This window comes from Pseudomonas sp. TE21394, from assembly GCF_054057835.1.
This window is the reverse complement of record NZ_JBSRZR010000001.1, coordinates 4,496,559-4,514,401: the sequence shown is the minus strand read 5'-3', so window position 1 is coordinate 4,514,401 and position 17,843 is coordinate 4,496,559. Positions and strand designations below refer to the sequence as shown.

The following is a 17,843-nucleotide window of genomic DNA, read 5'->3' as shown; positions in this document are numbered from 1 at the left end:
TGGCTGGCACATTACGAAGAAGGCAACGGCAAATAGGGCGTAGCGAGTTGCACGGTAGTCCATTATTGGCCCTGCATTGAATATTGATATCCGAGGCATTATCAGACGTGGGCTCACCGAATCATAGGGCAACCCTGTCTCGCGCGCATTCAGCCAAGTCGATGCCCGTCCAAGAGCTGGCACCAGGCTGAACTATAAAGGCACTCTGAGCCTATGCTGGGTGCCGCACCTCGCCTTGGTGCATATTGATTTGATTACATCGACGCCCCTGAGGCGAATCTTCGCCACCGCCGCCTGGACTTCACCGCCGGTCAAGCGCAATGCGATGGTGAAGCCGTCAACCATCCTGCGCTCAGCGGTGGTACTGGACGGTCTGATCACCAGGAACGCGGCTGAAGCCATACAGCTGCCAGCACGCTCGAGGAAAGAGGTCGTTCCTTTTACCTTGGACGAGGCGAATCTGATCATTGCCGAGATATACAAGCATCCTCATCGGCCGAGCAAGAACTAGGATAGGTTTTCGTTGCTCAACGACAGGGCCTTGCACGCCTTGGAGCTCGCCAGGCAGTACGCAGAGCGCCGCAGGCTGGGCAAAGGGCAACTTATCGAATCGCCGTTCGTCTTCCCGCCTGGGAAGAATGGAGAGCACGTCAAGCAGACGTCGGACCTGCACCATCAGTGGCGCCCGATCCTCAAAGGCTTGGGTCCGATACCGCCCCCGTATAACTGCCGCCACACCTATGCGACAATATGCTTAATGTCTGGTCTCAACCCCCGCATTTATCGCCCAGCAGCTCGGGCATAGCGTGCAGATGCTCTTGTCGACTTATGCGCGCTGGATTAACTCGTAAAACGACTGGCAGGAGCTGGAAAAGCTCCAAATTGGTCCGAAATTGGTCCGTAGCTGCGAAGAAGCCACGTAAGTTATTGATAGGTAAGCTCCTTGATCTCCACCGCCAACATCACCATGCAGTTCGGCTCCAAGCCGCTGTTCGAAAACGTTTCCGTCAAATTCAACAACGGCAACCGCTACGGCCTGATCGGCGCCAACGGTTGCGGCAAGTCGACCTTCATGAAGATCCTCGGTGGTGACCTGGAGCCATCCGCCGGCCAGGTCATGCTCGAACCGAACACGCGCCTGGGCAAGCTGCGCCAGGACCAGTTCGCCTACGAGGAATTCACCGTGATCGACACGGTGATCATGGGCCACGCCCAGCTGTGGAAGGTCAAAGCCGAACGCGACCGCATCTATTCGCTGCCGGAAATGACCGAGGAAGACGGCATGGCCGTCGCCGAGTTGGAAACCGAGTTCGCCGAAATGGACGGCTACACCGCCGAATCGCGCGCCGGTGAACTGCTGCTGGGCCTGGGTATTCCACTGGAGCAGCACTTCGGCCCGATGAGCGAAGTGGCCCCTGGCTGGAAGCTGCGTGTGCTGCTGGCCCAGGCGCTGTTCTCGGACCCGGACGTGCTGCTGCTCGACGAACCGACCAACCACCTGGACATCAACACCATCCGCTGGCTGGAAAACATCCTCACCGCGCGTAACAGCACCATGGTGATCATTTCCCACGACCGGCACTTCCTCAACAGTGTCTGCACCCACATGGCCGACCTGGACTACGGCGAGCTGCGCCTGTTCCCGGGCAACTACGACGAGTACATGACCGCCGCTACCCAGGCGCGCGAGCAACTGTTGGCCGACAACGCCAAGAAGAAGGCGCAAATCGCCGAGTTGCAGACCTTCGTCAGCCGCTTCTCGGCCAACGCCTCCAAGGCCAAGCAGGCCACCTCGCGCGCCAAGCAGATCGACAAGATCCAGCTGGCCGAGGTCAAGCCATCGAGCCGGGTAAGCCCGTTCATCCGCTTCGAGCAGACCAAGAAGCTGCACCGCCAGGCCGTGACCGTCGAGAAAATGTCCAAGGCGTTCGACGACAAGGTGCTGTTCAAGGACCTGGGCTTCACCATCGAAGCCGGCGAGCGCGTGGCGATCATCGGCCCCAACGGTATCGGCAAGACCACCCTGCTGCGCACCCTGGTCGGTGAAATGACCCCGGACAAGGGCGAAGTGAAGTGGACCGACAGCGCCGAAGTGGGCTACTACGCCCAGGACCACGCTCACGATTTCGAAGAAGACATGACCCTGTTCGACTGGATGGGCCAGTGGACCTCCGGTGAACAAGTGATCCGCGGCACCCTTGGGCGCATGCTGTTCTCCAACGACGAGATTCTCAAGTCGGTGAAGGTGATCTCCGGTGGTGAGCAAGGCCGCATGCTGTTCGGCAAGCTGATCCTGCAGAAGCCGAACGTGCTGGTCATGGACGAGCCGACCAACCACCTGGACATGGAATCGATCGAGGCGCTGAACCTGGCGCTGGAAAACTACCCGGGCACCCTGCTGTTCGTCAGCCACGATCGGGAGTTCGTGTCGTCGCTGGCCACCCGCATCATCGAGCTGTCGGCCGATGGTGTGGTGGACTTCAGCGGCACCTACGATGACTACCTGCGTAGCCAGGGTGTGCTGGTCTGATTGAAGGGCCAGGCCTGGCCATTTGCGTGGCCGGGCCGGCTTCTTCGCGGATAAACCGGCGAACAATCCACCCCTGTCCCGAACGCTGCCCTTCCCCAACGAATAATTCGTTAGCCTGCTTTCTTTTCCTCCACGCAACGGCCATGATGGGGACCACGCCCAACCGCCCGCCCGCGAACGAGCCCATGACCGCGCAACAACCTGCCGCCGGCATCACCCGGCAGATCCTGTCGATCGTCTTCTACACCTTCATTGCCTTTCTTTGCATCGGCCTGCCGATCGCCGTGCTGCCCGGCCATGTGCACGACCAGCTGGGCTATGGCGCAATCGTCGCCGGTGCGACCATCGGCCTGCAGTATCTGGCCACCTTGCTCAGCCGCCCCTTTGCCGGGCGGGTGGCGGACACCCTGGGCGGGAAACGGGCCATTCGTTTCGGTCTGCTGGGGATCGCCGGCTGCGGGCTACTGACGTTGCTGTCGGCCCTGACCGTGACGCTACCGCTGCTGAGCCTGGCACTACTGCTCGGCGGTCGGGTGCTGCTGGGTATCGCTCAGGGGCTGATCGGTGTGGCCACGTTGAGTTGGGGTATCAGCCAGGTCGGTCCCGAGCACACCGCGCGGGTGATCTCATGGAACGGGATTGCTTCCTACGGTGCCATCGCGATTGGCGCGCCCCTGGGCGTGCTGGCGGTAGATGGGCTGGGCTTTCGCGTGCTGGGGCCAGCGCTGCTGATACTGGCGCTATTGACCCTGCTGGTGTTGCGCAAGCGTTCGGACGTGGTCGTGGTCCGCGGCGAGCGCCTGCCGTTCTGGGCGGCCTTCGGACGGGTCGCGCCGTGCGGCCTGGGCCTGACCCTCGCGTCGATCGGCTACGGCACCCTGACCACCTTCGTTACCCTTTACTACCTGGAGCGAGGCTGGGTCGGCGCAGCCTGGTGCCTGAGCGCCTTTGGCCTGTGTTTCATCCTTTCGCGGCTGCTGTTCGTCAACGCAGTCAACCGGTTTGGCGGCTACAACGTCGCCGTGGCCTGTATGGCCACCGAAGTGCTCGGGTTGAGCCTGCTGTGGCTGGCACCTTCGCCGCCGTGGGCACTGGTTGGCGCCGGCCTTACCGGCTTCGGGCTGTCGCTGGTGTACCCCGCGCTGGGGGTCGAGGCGATCAGGCAGGTACCTGCCAGCAGCCGCGGCGCCGGGCTGGGCGCCTACGCGGTGTTCTTCGACTTGGCCCTGGCCATCGCCGGGCCGCTGATGGGCGCAGTTGCCGTGCACCTGGGGTATGCGTTGGTCTTCGCTGTGGCGGCCCTGCTGGCCCTGGCGGGCGTCGGCCTAACGCTGTGGCTGGCGCGGCAGGCTCGTCGCGGCTGAGCGCTCGGCCGGCTGCGGCGCGCCCAGCGCCTGGCTGAAGAACGCTGCGGTTTCGCGCTGCAGCGAATGGTGGATATTGCGGCGATCCACACCTTCGGCGTCCTTGCACAGCGCCGGCATGCGCGCGTATTGCTCGCTGTCGCAACGGGCCATGAACACGAAATGCCCAGCGCCGGCCAGCAGGCGATAGTCTGCAGTAACCGGCAGCTTGCGAGCCAAGGCTTCGGCGTTACGATCCACCGCCACCAGCTGGTCGTTGTCACCGCTATAGATCAGCACCGGCAAGCGCACCCCGGCCAGGGTATGGCGGTCGAACAACAAGCTCAGCGGCGCCATCAGCATCAGCGCGCCCACCCGCTGGTCAGCCATGGGCGCCAGCTCGCTGCGGTCGGCGATCAGTACCCCGTGCGTCCTGCAGGCATCGGCGTCGTTCGGGCGCTCCAGGCAATACCGGCGCAGGCGGTCCAGGTCGGGGCGCGCACCGGAAACAATCAAGGCGGTTTCACCGCCGGCCGAATAGCCGATCACCCCCACCTTGGCGTTGTTCAGATAAGGCCCCAGCAAAGCATCCTCGCGGGCCGCGGTGATCGCGGCACTGACTTGCAGCGGCCGGCCATACAGGTTGCTCAGGGTCCCCAGGCGGCTGTGATCGCGGGCATTGTCGCCCGGGTGCACCACCGCCACCACCACAAACCCCCGACGCGCCAGCGAGGTGGCCAGGTAATGCAAGGCCAGCGGGCTGCCAGTGTTGCCATGAGACAGCACCAGCAAGGGGAATTGGCCCAACGCTACCGGCGCTTCTTCAGCCACGTCGATCGGATAGCCGTCCAGGCGGCTGCTGCGGGTTCTGCCAACAGCCGGGTAGAACGCCAGTGCTTGCATGGGCCGGGCGTCGACCGGATCGGACAAGCTCATGTGGTGCAGGCCGGCAACCCAGGGCGTGGCCTCGGCTTGGGTCAGCAGGCCGCCGCACAGAGCCAGGGCCAGCAGGCAGCGTGGAAGAGTCATCGGCCGACGGGTCCTTGCCGGGTGAAGCGATTACCCAGCATAGAACCGCGCTGGCCAGTGGCGGATGAAACCTGGATTAAACCGATGCCGTGCGCGTGACGCTTGCGTACGGTGCATTTGCGCTTTTCATCGAACCCGTGGCATAGATACAGGCCGACGTCTTCAAGTGTTCATATCGCGCCACCCAAGGAGATTCCTGCATGAGCAAGCCCGCCTACGTGCCACCCAAGGTCTGGCGTAACGACGCAGCGTCCGGCGGCCAGTTCGCCAGCATCAACCGCCCGGTTGCCGGCCCGACGCACGACCAGGACCTGCCGCTGGGCAAGCACCCGCTGCAGTTGTACTCACTGGCCACGCCCAATGGCGTCAAGGTCACCATTGCCCTGGAAGAACTGCTCGCCCTGGGCCACCAAGGCGCCGAATATGATGCCTGGCTGATCCGCATCGGCGAAGGTGAGCAATTTTCCAGCGGTTTCGTTCAGGTCAACCCCAACTCGAAGATCCCCGCATTGCTCGACCGCAGCGTCGAGCCGCCGGTGCGGGTGTTCGAGTCGGGCTCGATCCTGCTGTACCTGGCAGAAAAATTCGGCGCCCTGCTGCCCGAGGCGCCGGCAGCCCGCACCGAGAGCCTGAACTGGCTGTTCTGGCAGATGGGGGCGGCACCTTACCTGGGCGGTGGCTTTGGCCACTTCTATGTCTACGCGCCGGAAAAGTTCGAGTACGCGATCAACCGCTTCACCATGGAAGCCAAGCGGCAGCTGGATGTGCTCGATCGGCGCCTGGCGCAAAGCCGCTACCTGGGCGGCGAGCAATACAGCATCGCCGATATCGCCGTGTGGCCGTGGTATGGCCAGTTGGTGCGCGGTAACCTGTATGGCGCGGCGGAGTTCCTGGCGGTGGACGAATACCCGCATGTACAGCGCTGGGCCGAGGAAATTGCCCTGCGACCGGCAGTGCAGCGCGGCACCCGGGTGAACCGTACCTGGGGAGATGAAAGCAGCCAGGTGCCAGAGCGGCACGCGGCGTCCGACCTGGACTGAAAGACGGTCGGGGGCCGTTACCCGGCCCCCGACAATGCCCGCCTGCATGAAACCATTTGCCCCCGCGCAAACCTGCGCCGGCCAGGCCCTTCTTGTACACTCCTCGCATTAGCCCCCACCTGCACATTTTTTGGTGAAAGCATGATCGAGGTAACCGAGGTTTCCATTGCCGAGCTGCGCGACGCACTCGAGTCGGGCCGCACGACGGCGGTCGAACTGGTCAAGGCCTACCTGGCGCGCATCGACGCCTATGACGGCGCCGACACCGCCACCGCCCTGAACGCCGTGGTAGTGCGCAACCCGCAGGCTCTGGCCGAGGCCGAGGCGTCCGACGCCCGCCGCGCCAAAGGCCAGCTGCTGAGCCCGCTGGACGGCATCCCCTACACGGCCAAGGACAGCTACCTGGTCAAAGGCCTGACCGCTGCTTCCGGCAGCCCGGCGTTCAAGGACCTGGTAGCCCAGCGCGACGCTTTCACCATCGAGCGCCTGCGTGCCGCCGGCGCCATCTGCCTGGGCAAGACCAACATGCCACCGATGGCCAACGGCGGCATGCAGCGCGGGGTGTACGGCCGTGCCGAAAGCCCTTACAACGCCAATTACCTGACCGCACCGTTCGCCTCGGGCTCGTCCAACGGTGCCGGCACCGCCACTGCAGCCAGCTTCAGCGCCTTCGGTCTGGCCGAAGAAACCTGGTCCAGCGGCCGTGGCCCGGCGTCCAACAACGGCTTGTGCGCCTACACGCCGTCGCGCGGGGTGATCTCGGTGCGTGGCAACTGGCCGCTGACACCGACCATGGATGTGGTGGTGCCGTATGCCCGCACCATGGCCGACCTGCTGGAGGTCCTCGACGTGGTGGTTGCCGACGACGCCGACAAGCGCGGCGACCTGTGGCGCCTGCAGCCCTGGGTACCAATCCCGCCGGCCTCCCAGGTGCGCCCCGCCAGCTACCTCGACCTGGCCGTGGATGCCAGCGCGCTCAAGGGCAAGCGCTTTGGCGTGCCGCGCATGTACATCAATGCCGACCCCGCGGCCGGCACCTCCGAGAAACCCGGCATCGGCGGCCCGACCGGCCAGCGCATCAACACCCGCGCCAGCGTGATCGCGTTGTGGCAGGAGGCACGCCAGGCGCTGGAGGCGGCCGGCGCCGAGGTGCTGGAAGTGGACTTCCCGTTGGTATCCAACTGCGAAGGCGACCGCCCGGGCGCGCCGACCGTGTACAACCGCGGCATCGTCAGCAAGGCATTCCTGCATGACGAACTGTGGGAACTGTCTGGCTGGGCGTTCGACGACTTCCTGCGCGCCAATGACGACCCCAAGCTCAACCGCCTGGCCGACGTCGATGGCCCGCTGATCTTCCCCCACGACCCGGGCACCCTGCCCAACCGTGAGGACGACCTGGCGGCTGGCATGGACGAATACGTCAACATGGCCAAGCGCGGCCTGAAGAGCTGGGACCAGATCGAGACCCTGCCCGACGGCCTGCGCGGCCTGGAAAAGACCCGCAGGATCGACCTGGAAGACTGGATGGACAACCTGGGCCTGGACGCGGTGCTGTTCCCCACCGTGGCCGACGTGGGCCCGGCGGATGCCGATGTCAACCCGGTTTCGGCCGACATCGCCTGGAGCAATGGTATCTGGGTGGCCAATGGCAACCTGGCGATCCGCCACCTGGGCGTACCGACCGTGACCGTGCCGATGGGCGTCATGGCCGACATCGGCATGCCGGTGGGGCTGACCTTCGCTGGCCGGGCTTACAGTGACAACGCGCTGCTCAGCTTCGGTGCAGCCTTCGAGGCGACCGGCTCGCGCCGCATGATCCCGCCGCGCACGCCGCCGCTGGGTTAAGCGACAGCGGGCCGCTTGGCGGCCCATTCGCGGGTTCGCCGGCGGTTGGGCTTGAAAAAGCAAATCGCAAAATTCAACTTTACGTGTAAAAATACACAAAACGTTGATTTTGCGATTTGCCATGTCCCTGATGCCCGAAGCAGAACGCCGGCTCACCCTCACCGTCCTCAAGGCCGCCATCCAGGCCATGGGCAGCGTTGCCCCACGCAACCTGGAAATACTCCTGCACGACCTTGACCACCCGGAACGCTCCGTGGTGGCGATCGTCAACGGCCACCTTTCCGGCCGCGGTGTCGGCAGCCCGATCCTCGCCGCCCCGGAACAGGACCAGGGCTTCAAGGCGCTCATGCAAGCCTCGGCCGATCAGCAAGGCTGCGCGCCGGTGGTCGTTCCCGACTACCCCACCACCCTCAAAGGCCGCACCTTGCGCAGCGCCACGGCGATCTTCCGTGACAGCACCGGCCACCCCTTCGCCAGCCTTTGCGTCAACACCGATGTCACCGGCCTGGACGCCGCCATGAGCTTCCTCCAGCAATTCCAGCCCCTAGCTACGGCCCCCACGGTCACCGAGCCCGCCGACATGGAGCTGCTGATGAGCGAGATCATCCAGGCCTCGCTGCAGCGCAGCGGCCAGGGGCGGATGAACAAGCAGGCCAAGGTCGAGGCTGTACGGGTGATGCAGGAGCGTGGCCTGTTCATCGTCAGAGGCGGGGTGGAAAAAGCTGCCAGTGCCCTGGGGGTGACCCGCTACACCATTTACAACTACCTCGAGCAACTGCGCGGAGCCAGCCGATGACCTTGCATATCCCTACCCCCTTGATCGAATCCCGCCCGCTGTCGCTGGCAGCCGGGTGCAACATCTGGCTCAAGCTCGATGCCCTGCAACCCTGCGGCTCGTTCAAGTTGCGCGGTGTCGGCCATGCCTGCGAAGTGCAGCATGCCCGTGGCGCGCGGCATTTCGTTTCCTCCTCGGGCGGCAACGCGGGTCTGGCGGTCGCCTATGCCGGGCGCAAGCTGGACGTGCCGGTCACCGTGGTGGTGCCCGAAACCACCACCGAGCGGGCCAGGGAACTGCTACGCCTGGAAGGCGCCAAGGTGGTGATCCACGGTAGTTCCTGGCAGGAAGCCAACACCCTGGCGCAAACCCTGGTGGCCCAGGGTGATGCTTTCATCCACCCGTTCGACGACCCACTGCTGTGGGCCGGGCACGCCAGCCTGGTGGATGAGGTTGCCGAGGCCGGCCTGAAGCCGGATGCGGTGGTGCTGTCGGTAGGCGGTGGTGGCCTGCTCTGCGGGGTGGTCGAGGGGCTGCAACGCAACGGCTGGGGTGATGTACCGGTGCTGGCCGTGGAGACCACAGGCGCGGCGTCGTTGCATGCGGCCTTGCAGGCAGGGGAGCCGGTGGAGCTGGACCGTATCGACTCGGTGGCCACGTCGCTGGGGGCAAAGCGTGTTGCCGATCAGGCACTGGCCTGCGCAACCCGGCACCCGCTGCACAGCCATGTAGTCAGCGACCGTGCCGCGCTCGAAGCCTGCGAGCGCTTTCTGCTGGATCATCGTGTGCTGGTAGAACCGGCCTGCGGTGCCGCGCTGGCGTTGGCTCATGACGCGGTCGCGCTGGCCGGCTACCGTAACGTGCTGGTGGTCGTGTGTGGCGGGGCCACCGCTACCCTGGCGCAGATCCACGCCTGGCTGGCCGTGGCCGAATAAAGCGCTGGCGCGGTGAAGTCAGCCTTCGCCGCGCCGACGCGAACCGCCGTGGCTGTGTTGCCCGCCCACACGTGCTTTCTCCGCACGGTCCTGCTTCAGGTCCTTGCCAGACCCGCCCTTGCGCCCCGCGTCATGAACCCTTTGCGGATCATCGGCAAAACCGTGGCCGTTGTCGTGATGCTTGGTCATGCTCCATCTCCTGAATCGAACAGTGCCCAATGTTGGAGGCCTGACCGGGCAGATGATTGCCTTGCCCTGACCAATGGCTCAGGTCAACTGCCGAGGTCATGGATAATGATCAGGATGGTCACATGAACATGTTCTACTGAGCCCGCCACGACCGGAAAAGCCACTGCAAGGTCAGCAACCCTGACGAAATGCACATCCCACCCTTTCGGTCTGCGGCGAGTGAAGGCACAATGCGTGTCCTTTTTTTGGCCGGCCTGGCCGGGGGCCTTTAAATGATCAAGACGCCGTACTACCTCATCGATAAAACCAAGCTGCTGGGCAACATGGAGAAGATCGCCTACGTGCGCGAACACTCCGGTGCCAAGGCACTGCTCGCCCTCAAGTGCTTTGCCACCTGGTCGGTCTTCGACCTGATGCAGCAGTACATGGACGGCACCACTTCTTCTTCGCTGTACGAGCTCAAGCTCGGCCGCCAGAAGTTCGCCGGCGAGACCCACGCCTACAGCGTGGCCTGGGCCGACGACGAGGTCGAGGAAATGCTCGAGAACTGCGACAAGATCATCTTCAACTCGATCGGCCAGCTGCAGCGCTTCGCCGAACAGTCCGAAGGCAAGGTCCGCGGCCTGCGTGTCAACCCGCAGGTCAGCAGCTCCGACTACCTGCTGGCCGACCCGGCCCGCCCGTTCAGCCGCCTGGGCGAATGGGACCCGGCCAAGGTCGAACAGGTGATTTCGCAGATCTCCGGCTTCATGTTCCACAACAACTGCGAAAATGGCGACTTCGGCCTGTTCGACAAGATGCTCGGCCACATCGAAGAACGCTTCGGCCACCTGCTGCACCAGGTTGAATGGGTCAGCCTCGGTGGCGGCATCCACTTCACCGGTGAAGACTATGCCCTGGACGCCTTCTGCGCGCGTCTGAAAGCCTTCTCGGAAAAATACGCCGTGCAGGTGTACCTGGAGCCGGGCGAAGCGGCCATCACCAACAGCGCCTCGCTGGAAGTGACCGTGCTCGACACGCTGTACAACGGCAAGCACCTGGCCGTGGTCGACAGCTCGATCGAAGCGCACATGCTCGACCTGCTGATCTATCGCCTCAACGCCAAGATGGCCCCGAACGACGGCGCACATAGCTACATGGTCTGCGGCAAGTCGTGCCTGGCCGGCGACATCTTCGGCGAATACCAATTCGACCGCCCGCTGGCCATCGGTGATCGCCTGTCGTTCGTCGACGCGGCGGGTTACACCATGGTCAAGAAGAACTGGTTCAACGGTCTGAAAATGCCATCCATCGTGGTCAAGCAACTCGACGGCAGCGTCGAAGTGGTGCGCGAGTTCGGTTTCGAAGACTACGTTTCCAGCCTGTCGTAAGACCGGCTTTCAGTAAGGAGCAAGGGATAAATTGAAGAAGAACGTTCTTATCATTGGTGCAGGAGGTGTCGCCAAGGTGGTGGCCCACAAGTGCGCGCAGCATAACGACGAACTGGGTCGTATCGCTATCGCGTCACGGAACATCTCCAAATGCCAGGCCATCATCGACAGCGTCAAGGCCAAGGGTAGCCTCAAGGTACCCGCCGACATCCAGGCCTTCTCGCTCAATGCCCTCGATGTCGAGGCGACCAAGGCACTGATCCGCGAGACCGAATCGCAGATCGTGATCAACGTCGGTTCCGCCTTCCTCAACATGTCGGTGCTGCGTGCCTGCATCGATACCGGTGTCGCCTACCTGGACACCGCCATCCACGAAGAGCCGGGCAAGATCTGTGAGACCCCGCCGTGGTACGGCAACTACGAGTGGAAACACCTCGAAGAGTGCCAGGCGAAGAACATTACCGCCATTCTCGGCGTCGGTTTCGACCCGGGTGTGGTGAACAGCTACGCCAAACTGGCGCAGCAACAGTATTTCGACAGCATTGACTCGATCGACATTCTCGATGTCAATGCCGGTTCGCATGGCAAGTACTTTGCCACCAACTTCGACCCGGAAATCAACTTCCGCGAATTCACCGGGCAAGTCTGGAGCTGGCAGAACAGCCAGTGGACCAGCAACAGCATGTTCGAAGTCAAGCGTACCGACGACCTGCCAGTAGTCGGTTCGCAGAACCTGTACCTGACTGGCCATGATGAAGTTCATTCGCTTTCGAAGAACCTCAACGTGCCGAACGTGCGTTTCTGGATGAGCTTCGGCGAACACTATATCAACGTGTTCACCGTGCTGAAGAACCTGGGCCTGCTCTCCGAGCAACCGGTGAAAACCGCCGAAGGCCTGGAAGTGGTACCGCTGAAGGTGGTCAAGGCCGTACTGCCGGACCCCGCCTCGCTGGCCCCGGGCTACACCGGCAAGACCTGCATCGGCGACCTGGTCAAGGGCACCAAGGATGGCCAGCCGCGCGAAGTGTTCATCTACAACGTGGCCGACCACGAAGAAGCCTACGCCGAGACCGACAGCCAGGGTATTTCCTACACCGCCGGGGTTCCGCCGGTGGCTGCCGCCCTGCTGGTTGCCCGTGGCGAGTGGGATGCCAAACGCATGGTCAACGTCGAGGAGCTGCCAGCAGAGCCGTTCCTCAAGGCGCTGGACGTGATGGGCCTGCCGACCCGCATCAAGGATGAAAAAGGCGACCGTCCGTGGGACGCTGAAGCCTAAGCAGCAAGCCAGAGGGGGTGCCGACAAGGCGCCCCTTCTGCTTTGCAGGCCCGGCCTCTACTTGCGGGCCTCCAGGATCAGGTTGAACGGTGTCTGCGTCGCCCGCCGGAACCGGCCGAACCCCGCCTCCTCGAACACCGCACGCAAGCGCGCCTCCCCGGCCTGGGCGCCCAGCCCCAACCCCACCTCCTGGGATAACGAGTTCGGCGTGCAGATGAAGGTCGATGCCGCATAGAACAGGCGCCCGACCGGTGTCAGGTTGCCCTCCAGCGAGTCCTCGGCATACGGTTCCACCAGCATTACCGTGCCATCGGCTTTCAAGGCGCGGTAAGCATGCCTGGCGGCCCCCACCGGGTCGCCCATGTCGTGCAGGCAATCGAAGAAGCACACCAGGTCATGGTCATGTCCCGGATAGTCCTTGGCACTGGCCTGCTGGAACGTCACCCTTCCCGCCAACCCCGCTTCGCGCGCACGCTCGTTGGCCGTGGCGATGGAAGGCCCGTGGTAGTCGTAGCCAATAAAGGTGGAGGCCGGAAACGCCTCGGCCATGACCAGCGTCGAAGCACCATGCCCGCAGCCGACGTCGGCCACCTTGGCGCCCGCCTGCAACCTGGCCACCACGCCCTCAAGCGCCGGTAGCCATTCGGACACCAGAAAAGTGCGATAACCCGGCCGGAAGAATCGCTCGGTGCCGCTGAACATGCACGGGTGATGATCACCCCAGGCCAACCCGCCGTCACCGCGCATTGCTGCAACCAGCTTGTCCTTGTCATGGAACAGCGCCGCCACTACCGCGGCGCCACCGGCCATGTAGGCGGGGGAGTCTTCCAGCGCCAGGGCCTGTTCTTCGGGCAATACGAAGCGGCCCTGGTCATGCACCATGTAGCCCGACGCAGCCTGGGCATTGAGCCACTCGCGCACCAGCCGTGGGTGGCAACCGGTCTTTGCCGCCAGTGCCTCGGGGGTGGTCGGCTGGCTGTCGGCCATGGCCCGGTAAAACCCCAGTTCGTCGCCGAGTATCACATTGGCCAGGGTCGCCGCGGCGCCCATGTCGCCTACCAGCTTGCCCATGAAATCGTGAAGCCTTGCCTCGTCCATGACCTGCCCTCCTCTGCAAGAAGGCCATCGCCAGCGAGGGACGTCCGCTCCGGGGAGGCGGTGGTCGGTTGGATGGTGTTGGCCTGCCGAGCGCTACCCGGTGCAGGCCACTGGTAAGTCTAGTTGCCCTGTTCGCGGCGCTGTGCCTGCTCGGCCAGTTTTTCCAGCAGTGCCTTGGCCAAGGCCTTGTCCGAGAACGGGTTCTGCGCGGTGATCAGTTCGCGGTCCACCACCACGTTGGGTTGCCAGGCCTTGGCGTAACCCATGTCGCCCCCCGCCATCGCCATGGCGCCAGCCGGGTAGAACAACAGCCGCTGGCCGTTGAGCGAGCCCTCGAATACCTGCTCTTCAGGATCGGAGAAGATGGTCATCCGGTAGCCCTTGTACACCCAGTCCCTGGCCGCCGGCTTGGCGCCCCGTGCCAGCGCGGCCTGGTAGCCTGCCGGGTCCTGCTGGGCCGAGAGCAGGGCGATGGGGCCATGGCAGATGGCTGCGGTAGGTTTGCCGGCCTGGTGGAAATGCCGCAGCAAGGCGCCCACCTCCGGGTTGTTGGCGAGGTCGATCAAGGGCGCATGGCCACCGGGGATGAACAGCCCGGCATAACGGCTTGGATCAGCTGCCAGTACCTCGCTCACCGACAGGGTATCGTCGATGTCAGGCAGGCTTTGGACGACCTTTTCGATGCGCTTCATCTCGGCCGCATCACCGGCAAAATAGCTCGGGTCGATCGAGCGCGGGTCGACGCTCGGGGCGTTGCCCTTCGGCGTTACCAGCACCAGCTTGTAGCCAGCCTTGAGCAACTGGTCGGCTGGCACGCCGAACTCGTTGAGGTAGTAACCGGTGGGGTAGCGCTTGCCGTCCTGCAACGGCAGCTGGTGCTCGCTGGACAACAGCACCAGCACCTCGCCCCTGGGCGCGGCCTGGGCACCGGCGGCAAGCAGGGTAACAGCCGCGGCAAGGGCAAGCCTGGACATCTGGATCATGCAGCAATCTCCTCGATCACATCCGTGGGCCGTCCGTGCATGGCGGCCCGATGCGCTCATGCTAGTGGCTGGGCTATGATTCGATAATTCGAAAGCTCGCATGCCTGTGATCCAGAAAATGAATATCGCCAGCAAGGACTTCAACCTGCTGTACCTGTTCCATGTGCTGTACCAGGAACGCAACGCCACCCTCGCCGCCCAACGCATGGCGCTGAGCCAGCCGGCGCTCAGCCACAAGCTCAACAAGCTGCGCCATCAGTTTGGCGACCCCTTGTTCGTGCGCGCGCCCCGCGGCCTGACGCCAACACCACGTGCCCACGAACTGGCGCCGCAGGTGGAACGCCTTGTGGTGAGCCTGGAAGGTTTCTATGAGCGCTGCGAAGGCCGGGACTTTCTCGCCCGCCCTGCCCGCCTGCACCTGTACAGTACCGATTATGTCGAGCAGACGCTGCTACCCGGGCTGCTGCCGATCCTGCGCAGCGAGGCGCCGAACCTGACCCTGGTCACCCACAACACCCGCGGCCAGCTACCCCGTGAAGCGCTTGAGAAAGGCACCTGTGACCTCGCCGTGGCCGGGTTCTATACCGACCTGCCCGACACCTTTCACCAACAGCGCCTGCTCAGCGAACCGCTGGTGGTGCTGGCGTCACGCAGCCATCCTGGCCTGGGGAAAGGCCTGGACCTCGACGCTTTCCTCGCCAGCGACCATCTGCTCACCACCCTCACTGGCGACCTCGATGGCCTGGTCGACCGCGCTTTGCACAGCCAGGGCAAACAGCGCCGGGTGGTGGCAGGCCTGTCGAGTTTCATCGCCCCTGCGCGCCTGCTGCGCGGCACCGACCTGCTGCTGACCTGCTTGCGCTCGCTGGCCATCGAGGCCACCGCACGGGATGACGAGTTGGTCATGTACCCGCTGCCGCTGGCCCTGCCGGTGATCGAGGTGATGCAGATCTGGCACGAGCGCACCCATGCCGACCCGCTGCGGCGCTGGTTCCGCCAACAGCTATGGGCGGTCGCCCAGCAGGCTGCCCGCAGCACGGGTAACAATTCCTAAACAACAATGTGACATTTTTTTTCAGCTTTCTCGCCAAGGAGCTGTCAAATGAAGGTCACGGTGTTCGGTACCGGCTATGTTGGCCTCACCCAGGCAGTGTGCCTGGCCCAGGTGGGGCACTCGGTGTTGTGCATGGATGTCGACGCCGCACGGGTCGCCACCCTCAATGCAGGCCATTGCCCGATCTTCGAGCCCGGCCTGGCACCCTTGCTGGAGAACAACCTGGCTTGTGGCCGGTTGCGCTTCACCACCGACGCCGGCGCAGCGGCGCACTTTGCCAGGCTGCAGTTCATCGCCGTCGGTACCCCGCCGCAGGCTGATGGCAGCGCCGACCTGAGGCAAGTCTTCGCGGTGGTCGACAGCATCCTCGAACATGCCGACGGCCCCAAGGTGATCGTCAACAAATCCACCGTCCCCGTTGGCACAGTGCACCGCATCAAGGCGCGCATTGCCCAGGCCGTGGCCGACAGCAGCCGCTTCCAGGTGATCAGCAACCCCGAGTTCCTCAAGGAGGGCTCAGCAGTGGACGATTGCATGCGCCCGGAACGTATCATCATCGGCGGCGCGCAACCCGCCGAGGTAGAACTGCTGCGCGAGCTGTACCTGCCGTTCAGTCGCAACCGCGAGAAGCTCATGGTGATGGATGCGCGCAGTGCCGAGCTGACCAAGTACGCGGCCAACTGCATGCTGGCGACCAAGATCTCGTTCATCAACGAAATCGCCAACCTGGCCGAGCACCTGGGCGCCGACATCGAGATGGTGCGCCGTGGCATAGGTTCGGACCCGCGCATCGGCTACGACTTCATCTATGCCGGCTGCGGCTTCGGTGGCTCGTGCTTCCCCAAGGATCTGCAAGCCCTGCGCCGCTGTGCCGAGGCCGAAGGCTTCGAGCCGCAGCTGCTGCGTGCGGTGGAGTCGGTCAACGAGCGGCAAAAGGGCCGGCTGTTCGGCAAGATCCAGCGCCACTACCGTGGCGGCCTGCGCGGCAAGGTCTTCGCCCTGTGGGGGCTGTCGTTCAAGCCCAATACCAACGACATTCGCGAAGCCTCCAGCCGGGTGCTGCTGGAAGCGCTGTGGGCCGCCGGTGCTCGGGTACAGGCCCATGATCCGCAGGCCATGGACGAGATCCAGCGGCACTATGGCGCACGTAGCGACCTGCGCCTGGTGCCCTGCAAGGAGGATGCGCTACGCGGTGCCGATGCCCTGGTGATCGTTACCGAATGGCAGGATTACCGCGTGCTTGACCTGGACAAAGTGCTGCAGCAACTGGCCGACCGGGTGGTGTTCGACGGGCGCAACCTGTTCGAACCGGAGCACATGGCCGCCGCCGGCCTGACCTACTATGGCATTGGCCGTGGCCAGGTGCAGCCGGCATGTCGGTACTGATTACCGGCGTGGCCGGTTTCATCGGTTATCACGTTGCGCGGCGCCTGTGCGAGGCCGGCATCGAGGTGGTCGGCATCGACAACCTCAGTGCCTACTACAGCGTCAAGCTGAAGCTGGGGCGCGTGCAGCAACTGTTCGACTTCGCCAACTTCCGCTTCCATACCCTCGACATCACCCACCCGGCTGAACTGCAGCAATTGTTCGCCGGGCAGCCGTTCAGCGAGGTGATCCACCTGGCGGCGCAGGCCGGGGTGCGTTATTCGCTGGACCACCCCGGTGCCTATGGGCGGGCCAACCTGGTTGGCTTTCTCAATGTGCTCGAGGCCTGCCGCCAGCGGCCGCCCCGCCACTTCATCTATGCCTCCAGCAGCTCGGTGTACGGGGCCAACGTCAAACTGCCGTTCAGCGTCGACGACCCGGTCGAGCGCCCCCTGTCGCTCTATGCCGCCAGCAAACGCGCCAACGAGCTGATGGCGTACAGCTATGCCCACCTGTACCAACTGCCGACCTCCGGGCTGCGTTTCTTCACCGTCTACGGCCCCTGGGGCCGCCCGGACATGGCTCTGTTCACGTTCACCCGCGCCATTCTCGAAGGCCGGCCAATCGCGGTCTACAACAACGGCCTGATGGCCCGCGACTTCACCTACATCGACGACATCGTCGAGAGCATCGTGCGCTTGCGCCTGAAGCCGCCAGTGGCGGCCGGAGGGCAACCGCCCTGTCAGTTGTTCAACATCGGCCGCGGCCAGCCGGTACGGCTGCTGCAGTTCATCGAATGCCTGGAGCAGTCCTTGGGCATCCAGGCCCAGCGCGACTACCTGCCGCTGCAACCCGGTGACGTGCTGCAAACCTGGGCCGATGTGGGTGGGCTGGAGCGCTGGATCGGCTACACCCCCGGCACATCGCTGGCACACGGCGTCAATGCGTTCGTGGCTTGGTACCGCGACTACTACCGGGTCTGAACCGCCTGGCTACGACAGGGTCACAAGC

The 17,843-nt window shown here is 64.1% G+C and carries 15 protein-coding genes and 1 pseudogene; 12 read left to right on the top strand and 4 right to left on the bottom strand.

What is annotated here, in order from left to right:
- Positions 1-175: 175 nt before the first annotated feature.
- The 3 genes and pseudogenes from ACVWZT_RS20780 to ACVWZT_RS20770 form a co-directional block, all read left to right on the top strand.
- A pseudogene (locus tag ACVWZT_RS20780) lies at positions 176-923 on the top strand (site-specific integrase); the annotation flags it as partial.
- 20 nt (positions 924-943) lie between these two features.
- Positions 944-2,530: an ABC-F family ATPase gene (locus ACVWZT_RS20775; RefSeq protein ID WP_170029732.1), complete on the top strand. Its 1,587-nt coding sequence runs from the start codon at positions 944-946 to the stop codon at positions 2,528-2,530.
- Between the two features lie 185 nt (positions 2,531-2,715).
- A complete protein-coding gene (locus tag ACVWZT_RS20770; RefSeq protein WP_457471113.1) occupies positions 2,716-3,894 on the top strand; it encodes an MFS transporter in 1,179 nt (392 codons plus the stop codon).
- Here ACVWZT_RS20770 and ACVWZT_RS20765 read toward each other — a convergent pair.
- A complete protein-coding gene (locus ACVWZT_RS20765; RefSeq protein ID WP_296234834.1) occupies positions 3,856-4,902 on the bottom strand; it encodes an alpha/beta hydrolase family protein in 1,047 nt (348 codons plus the stop codon). The genes ACVWZT_RS20770 and ACVWZT_RS20765 overlap by 39 nt on opposite strands.
- 200 nt (positions 4,903-5,102) lie before the next feature.
- On the opposite strand from ACVWZT_RS20765, the gene yghU reads away from it, so the two are divergent.
- The 4 genes from yghU (at position 5,103) to ACVWZT_RS20745 (ending at position 9,497) form a co-directional block, all read left to right on the top strand.
- Positions 5,103-5,942 carry a glutathione-dependent disulfide-bond oxidoreductase gene (gene yghU / locus ACVWZT_RS20760; RefSeq protein WP_296234836.1) on the top strand — a complete coding sequence of 280 codons (840 nt, stop codon included), beginning with the start codon at positions 5,103-5,105 and terminating at the stop codon, positions 5,940-5,942.
- A 141-nt stretch (positions 5,943-6,083) separates the two neighbouring features.
- Positions 6,084-7,787, top strand: a complete 1,704-nt coding sequence (locus ACVWZT_RS20755; protein ID WP_457471111.1) for an amidase — start codon at positions 6,084-6,086, stop codon at positions 7,785-7,787.
- A 121-nt stretch (positions 7,788-7,908) separates the two neighbouring features.
- Positions 7,909-8,583: a helix-turn-helix transcriptional regulator gene (locus ACVWZT_RS20750; protein WP_457471109.1), complete on the top strand. Its 675-nt coding sequence runs from the start codon at positions 7,909-7,911 to the stop codon at positions 8,581-8,583.
- On the top strand, positions 8,580-9,497 hold the full coding sequence (locus ACVWZT_RS20745) for a pyridoxal-phosphate dependent enzyme (protein ID WP_457471107.1): 918 nt from the start codon (positions 8,580-8,582) through the stop codon (positions 9,495-9,497). Before ACVWZT_RS20750 ends, ACVWZT_RS20745 begins: the two co-directional genes overlap by 4 nt.
- An 18-nt stretch (positions 9,498-9,515) precedes the next feature.
- Here ACVWZT_RS20745 and ACVWZT_RS20740 read toward each other — a convergent pair whose 3' ends face one another.
- On the bottom strand, positions 9,516-9,686 hold the full coding sequence (locus ACVWZT_RS20740; protein ID WP_170029725.1) for a KGG domain-containing protein: 171 nt from the start codon (positions 9,684-9,686) through the stop codon (positions 9,516-9,518).
- A 272-nt stretch (positions 9,687-9,958) separates the two neighbouring features.
- On the opposite strand from ACVWZT_RS20740, the gene nspC reads away from it, so the two are divergent.
- A complete protein-coding gene (nspC, locus tag ACVWZT_RS20735; RefSeq protein WP_457471106.1) occupies positions 9,959-11,056 on the top strand; it encodes a carboxynorspermidine decarboxylase in 1,098 nt (365 codons plus the stop codon).
- 31 nt (positions 11,057-11,087) lie between these two features.
- On the top strand, positions 11,088-12,332 hold the full coding sequence (locus ACVWZT_RS20730; RefSeq protein WP_289131435.1) for a saccharopine dehydrogenase family protein: 1,245 nt from the start codon (positions 11,088-11,090) through the stop codon (positions 12,330-12,332).
- Positions 12,333-12,389: 57 nt separating this feature from the next.
- Here the strand turns inward: ACVWZT_RS20730 and ACVWZT_RS20725 are convergent, their stop codons facing one another.
- The gene (locus tag ACVWZT_RS20725; RefSeq protein ID WP_457471104.1) at positions 12,390-13,430 is read right to left on the bottom strand and encodes a class I SAM-dependent methyltransferase; all 1,041 of its coding nucleotides are present in this window, start codon (positions 13,428-13,430) and stop codon (positions 12,390-12,392) included.
- 119 nt (positions 13,431-13,549) lie between these two features.
- Positions 13,550-14,413: a type 1 glutamine amidotransferase domain-containing protein gene (locus ACVWZT_RS20720; protein WP_296234845.1), complete on the bottom strand. Its 864-nt coding sequence runs from the start codon at positions 14,411-14,413 to the stop codon at positions 13,550-13,552.
- Between the two features lie 118 nt (positions 14,414-14,531).
- Between ACVWZT_RS20720 and ACVWZT_RS20715 the strand changes: the two genes are divergently transcribed.
- The 3 genes from ACVWZT_RS20715 to ACVWZT_RS20705 are packed head-to-tail and all read left to right on the top strand — an operon-like array spanning position 14,532 to position 17,815.
- The gene (locus tag ACVWZT_RS20715) at positions 14,532-15,467 is read left to right on the top strand and encodes a LysR family transcriptional regulator (protein WP_296234858.1); all 936 of its coding nucleotides are present in this window, start codon (positions 14,532-14,534) and stop codon (positions 15,465-15,467) included.
- A 48-nt stretch (positions 15,468-15,515) separates the two neighbouring features.
- Positions 15,516-16,853 (top strand): UDP-glucose dehydrogenase family protein, encoded by a 1,338-nt coding sequence (locus ACVWZT_RS20710; RefSeq protein WP_457471102.1) that lies wholly within the window; start codon positions 15,516-15,518, stop codon positions 16,851-16,853.
- A complete protein-coding gene (locus tag ACVWZT_RS20705) occupies positions 16,841-17,815 on the top strand; it encodes an NAD-dependent epimerase/dehydratase family protein (RefSeq protein WP_457471100.1) in 975 nt (324 codons plus the stop codon). Before ACVWZT_RS20710 ends, ACVWZT_RS20705 begins: the two co-directional genes overlap by 13 nt.
- Positions 17,816-17,843 lie beyond the last annotated feature (28 nt).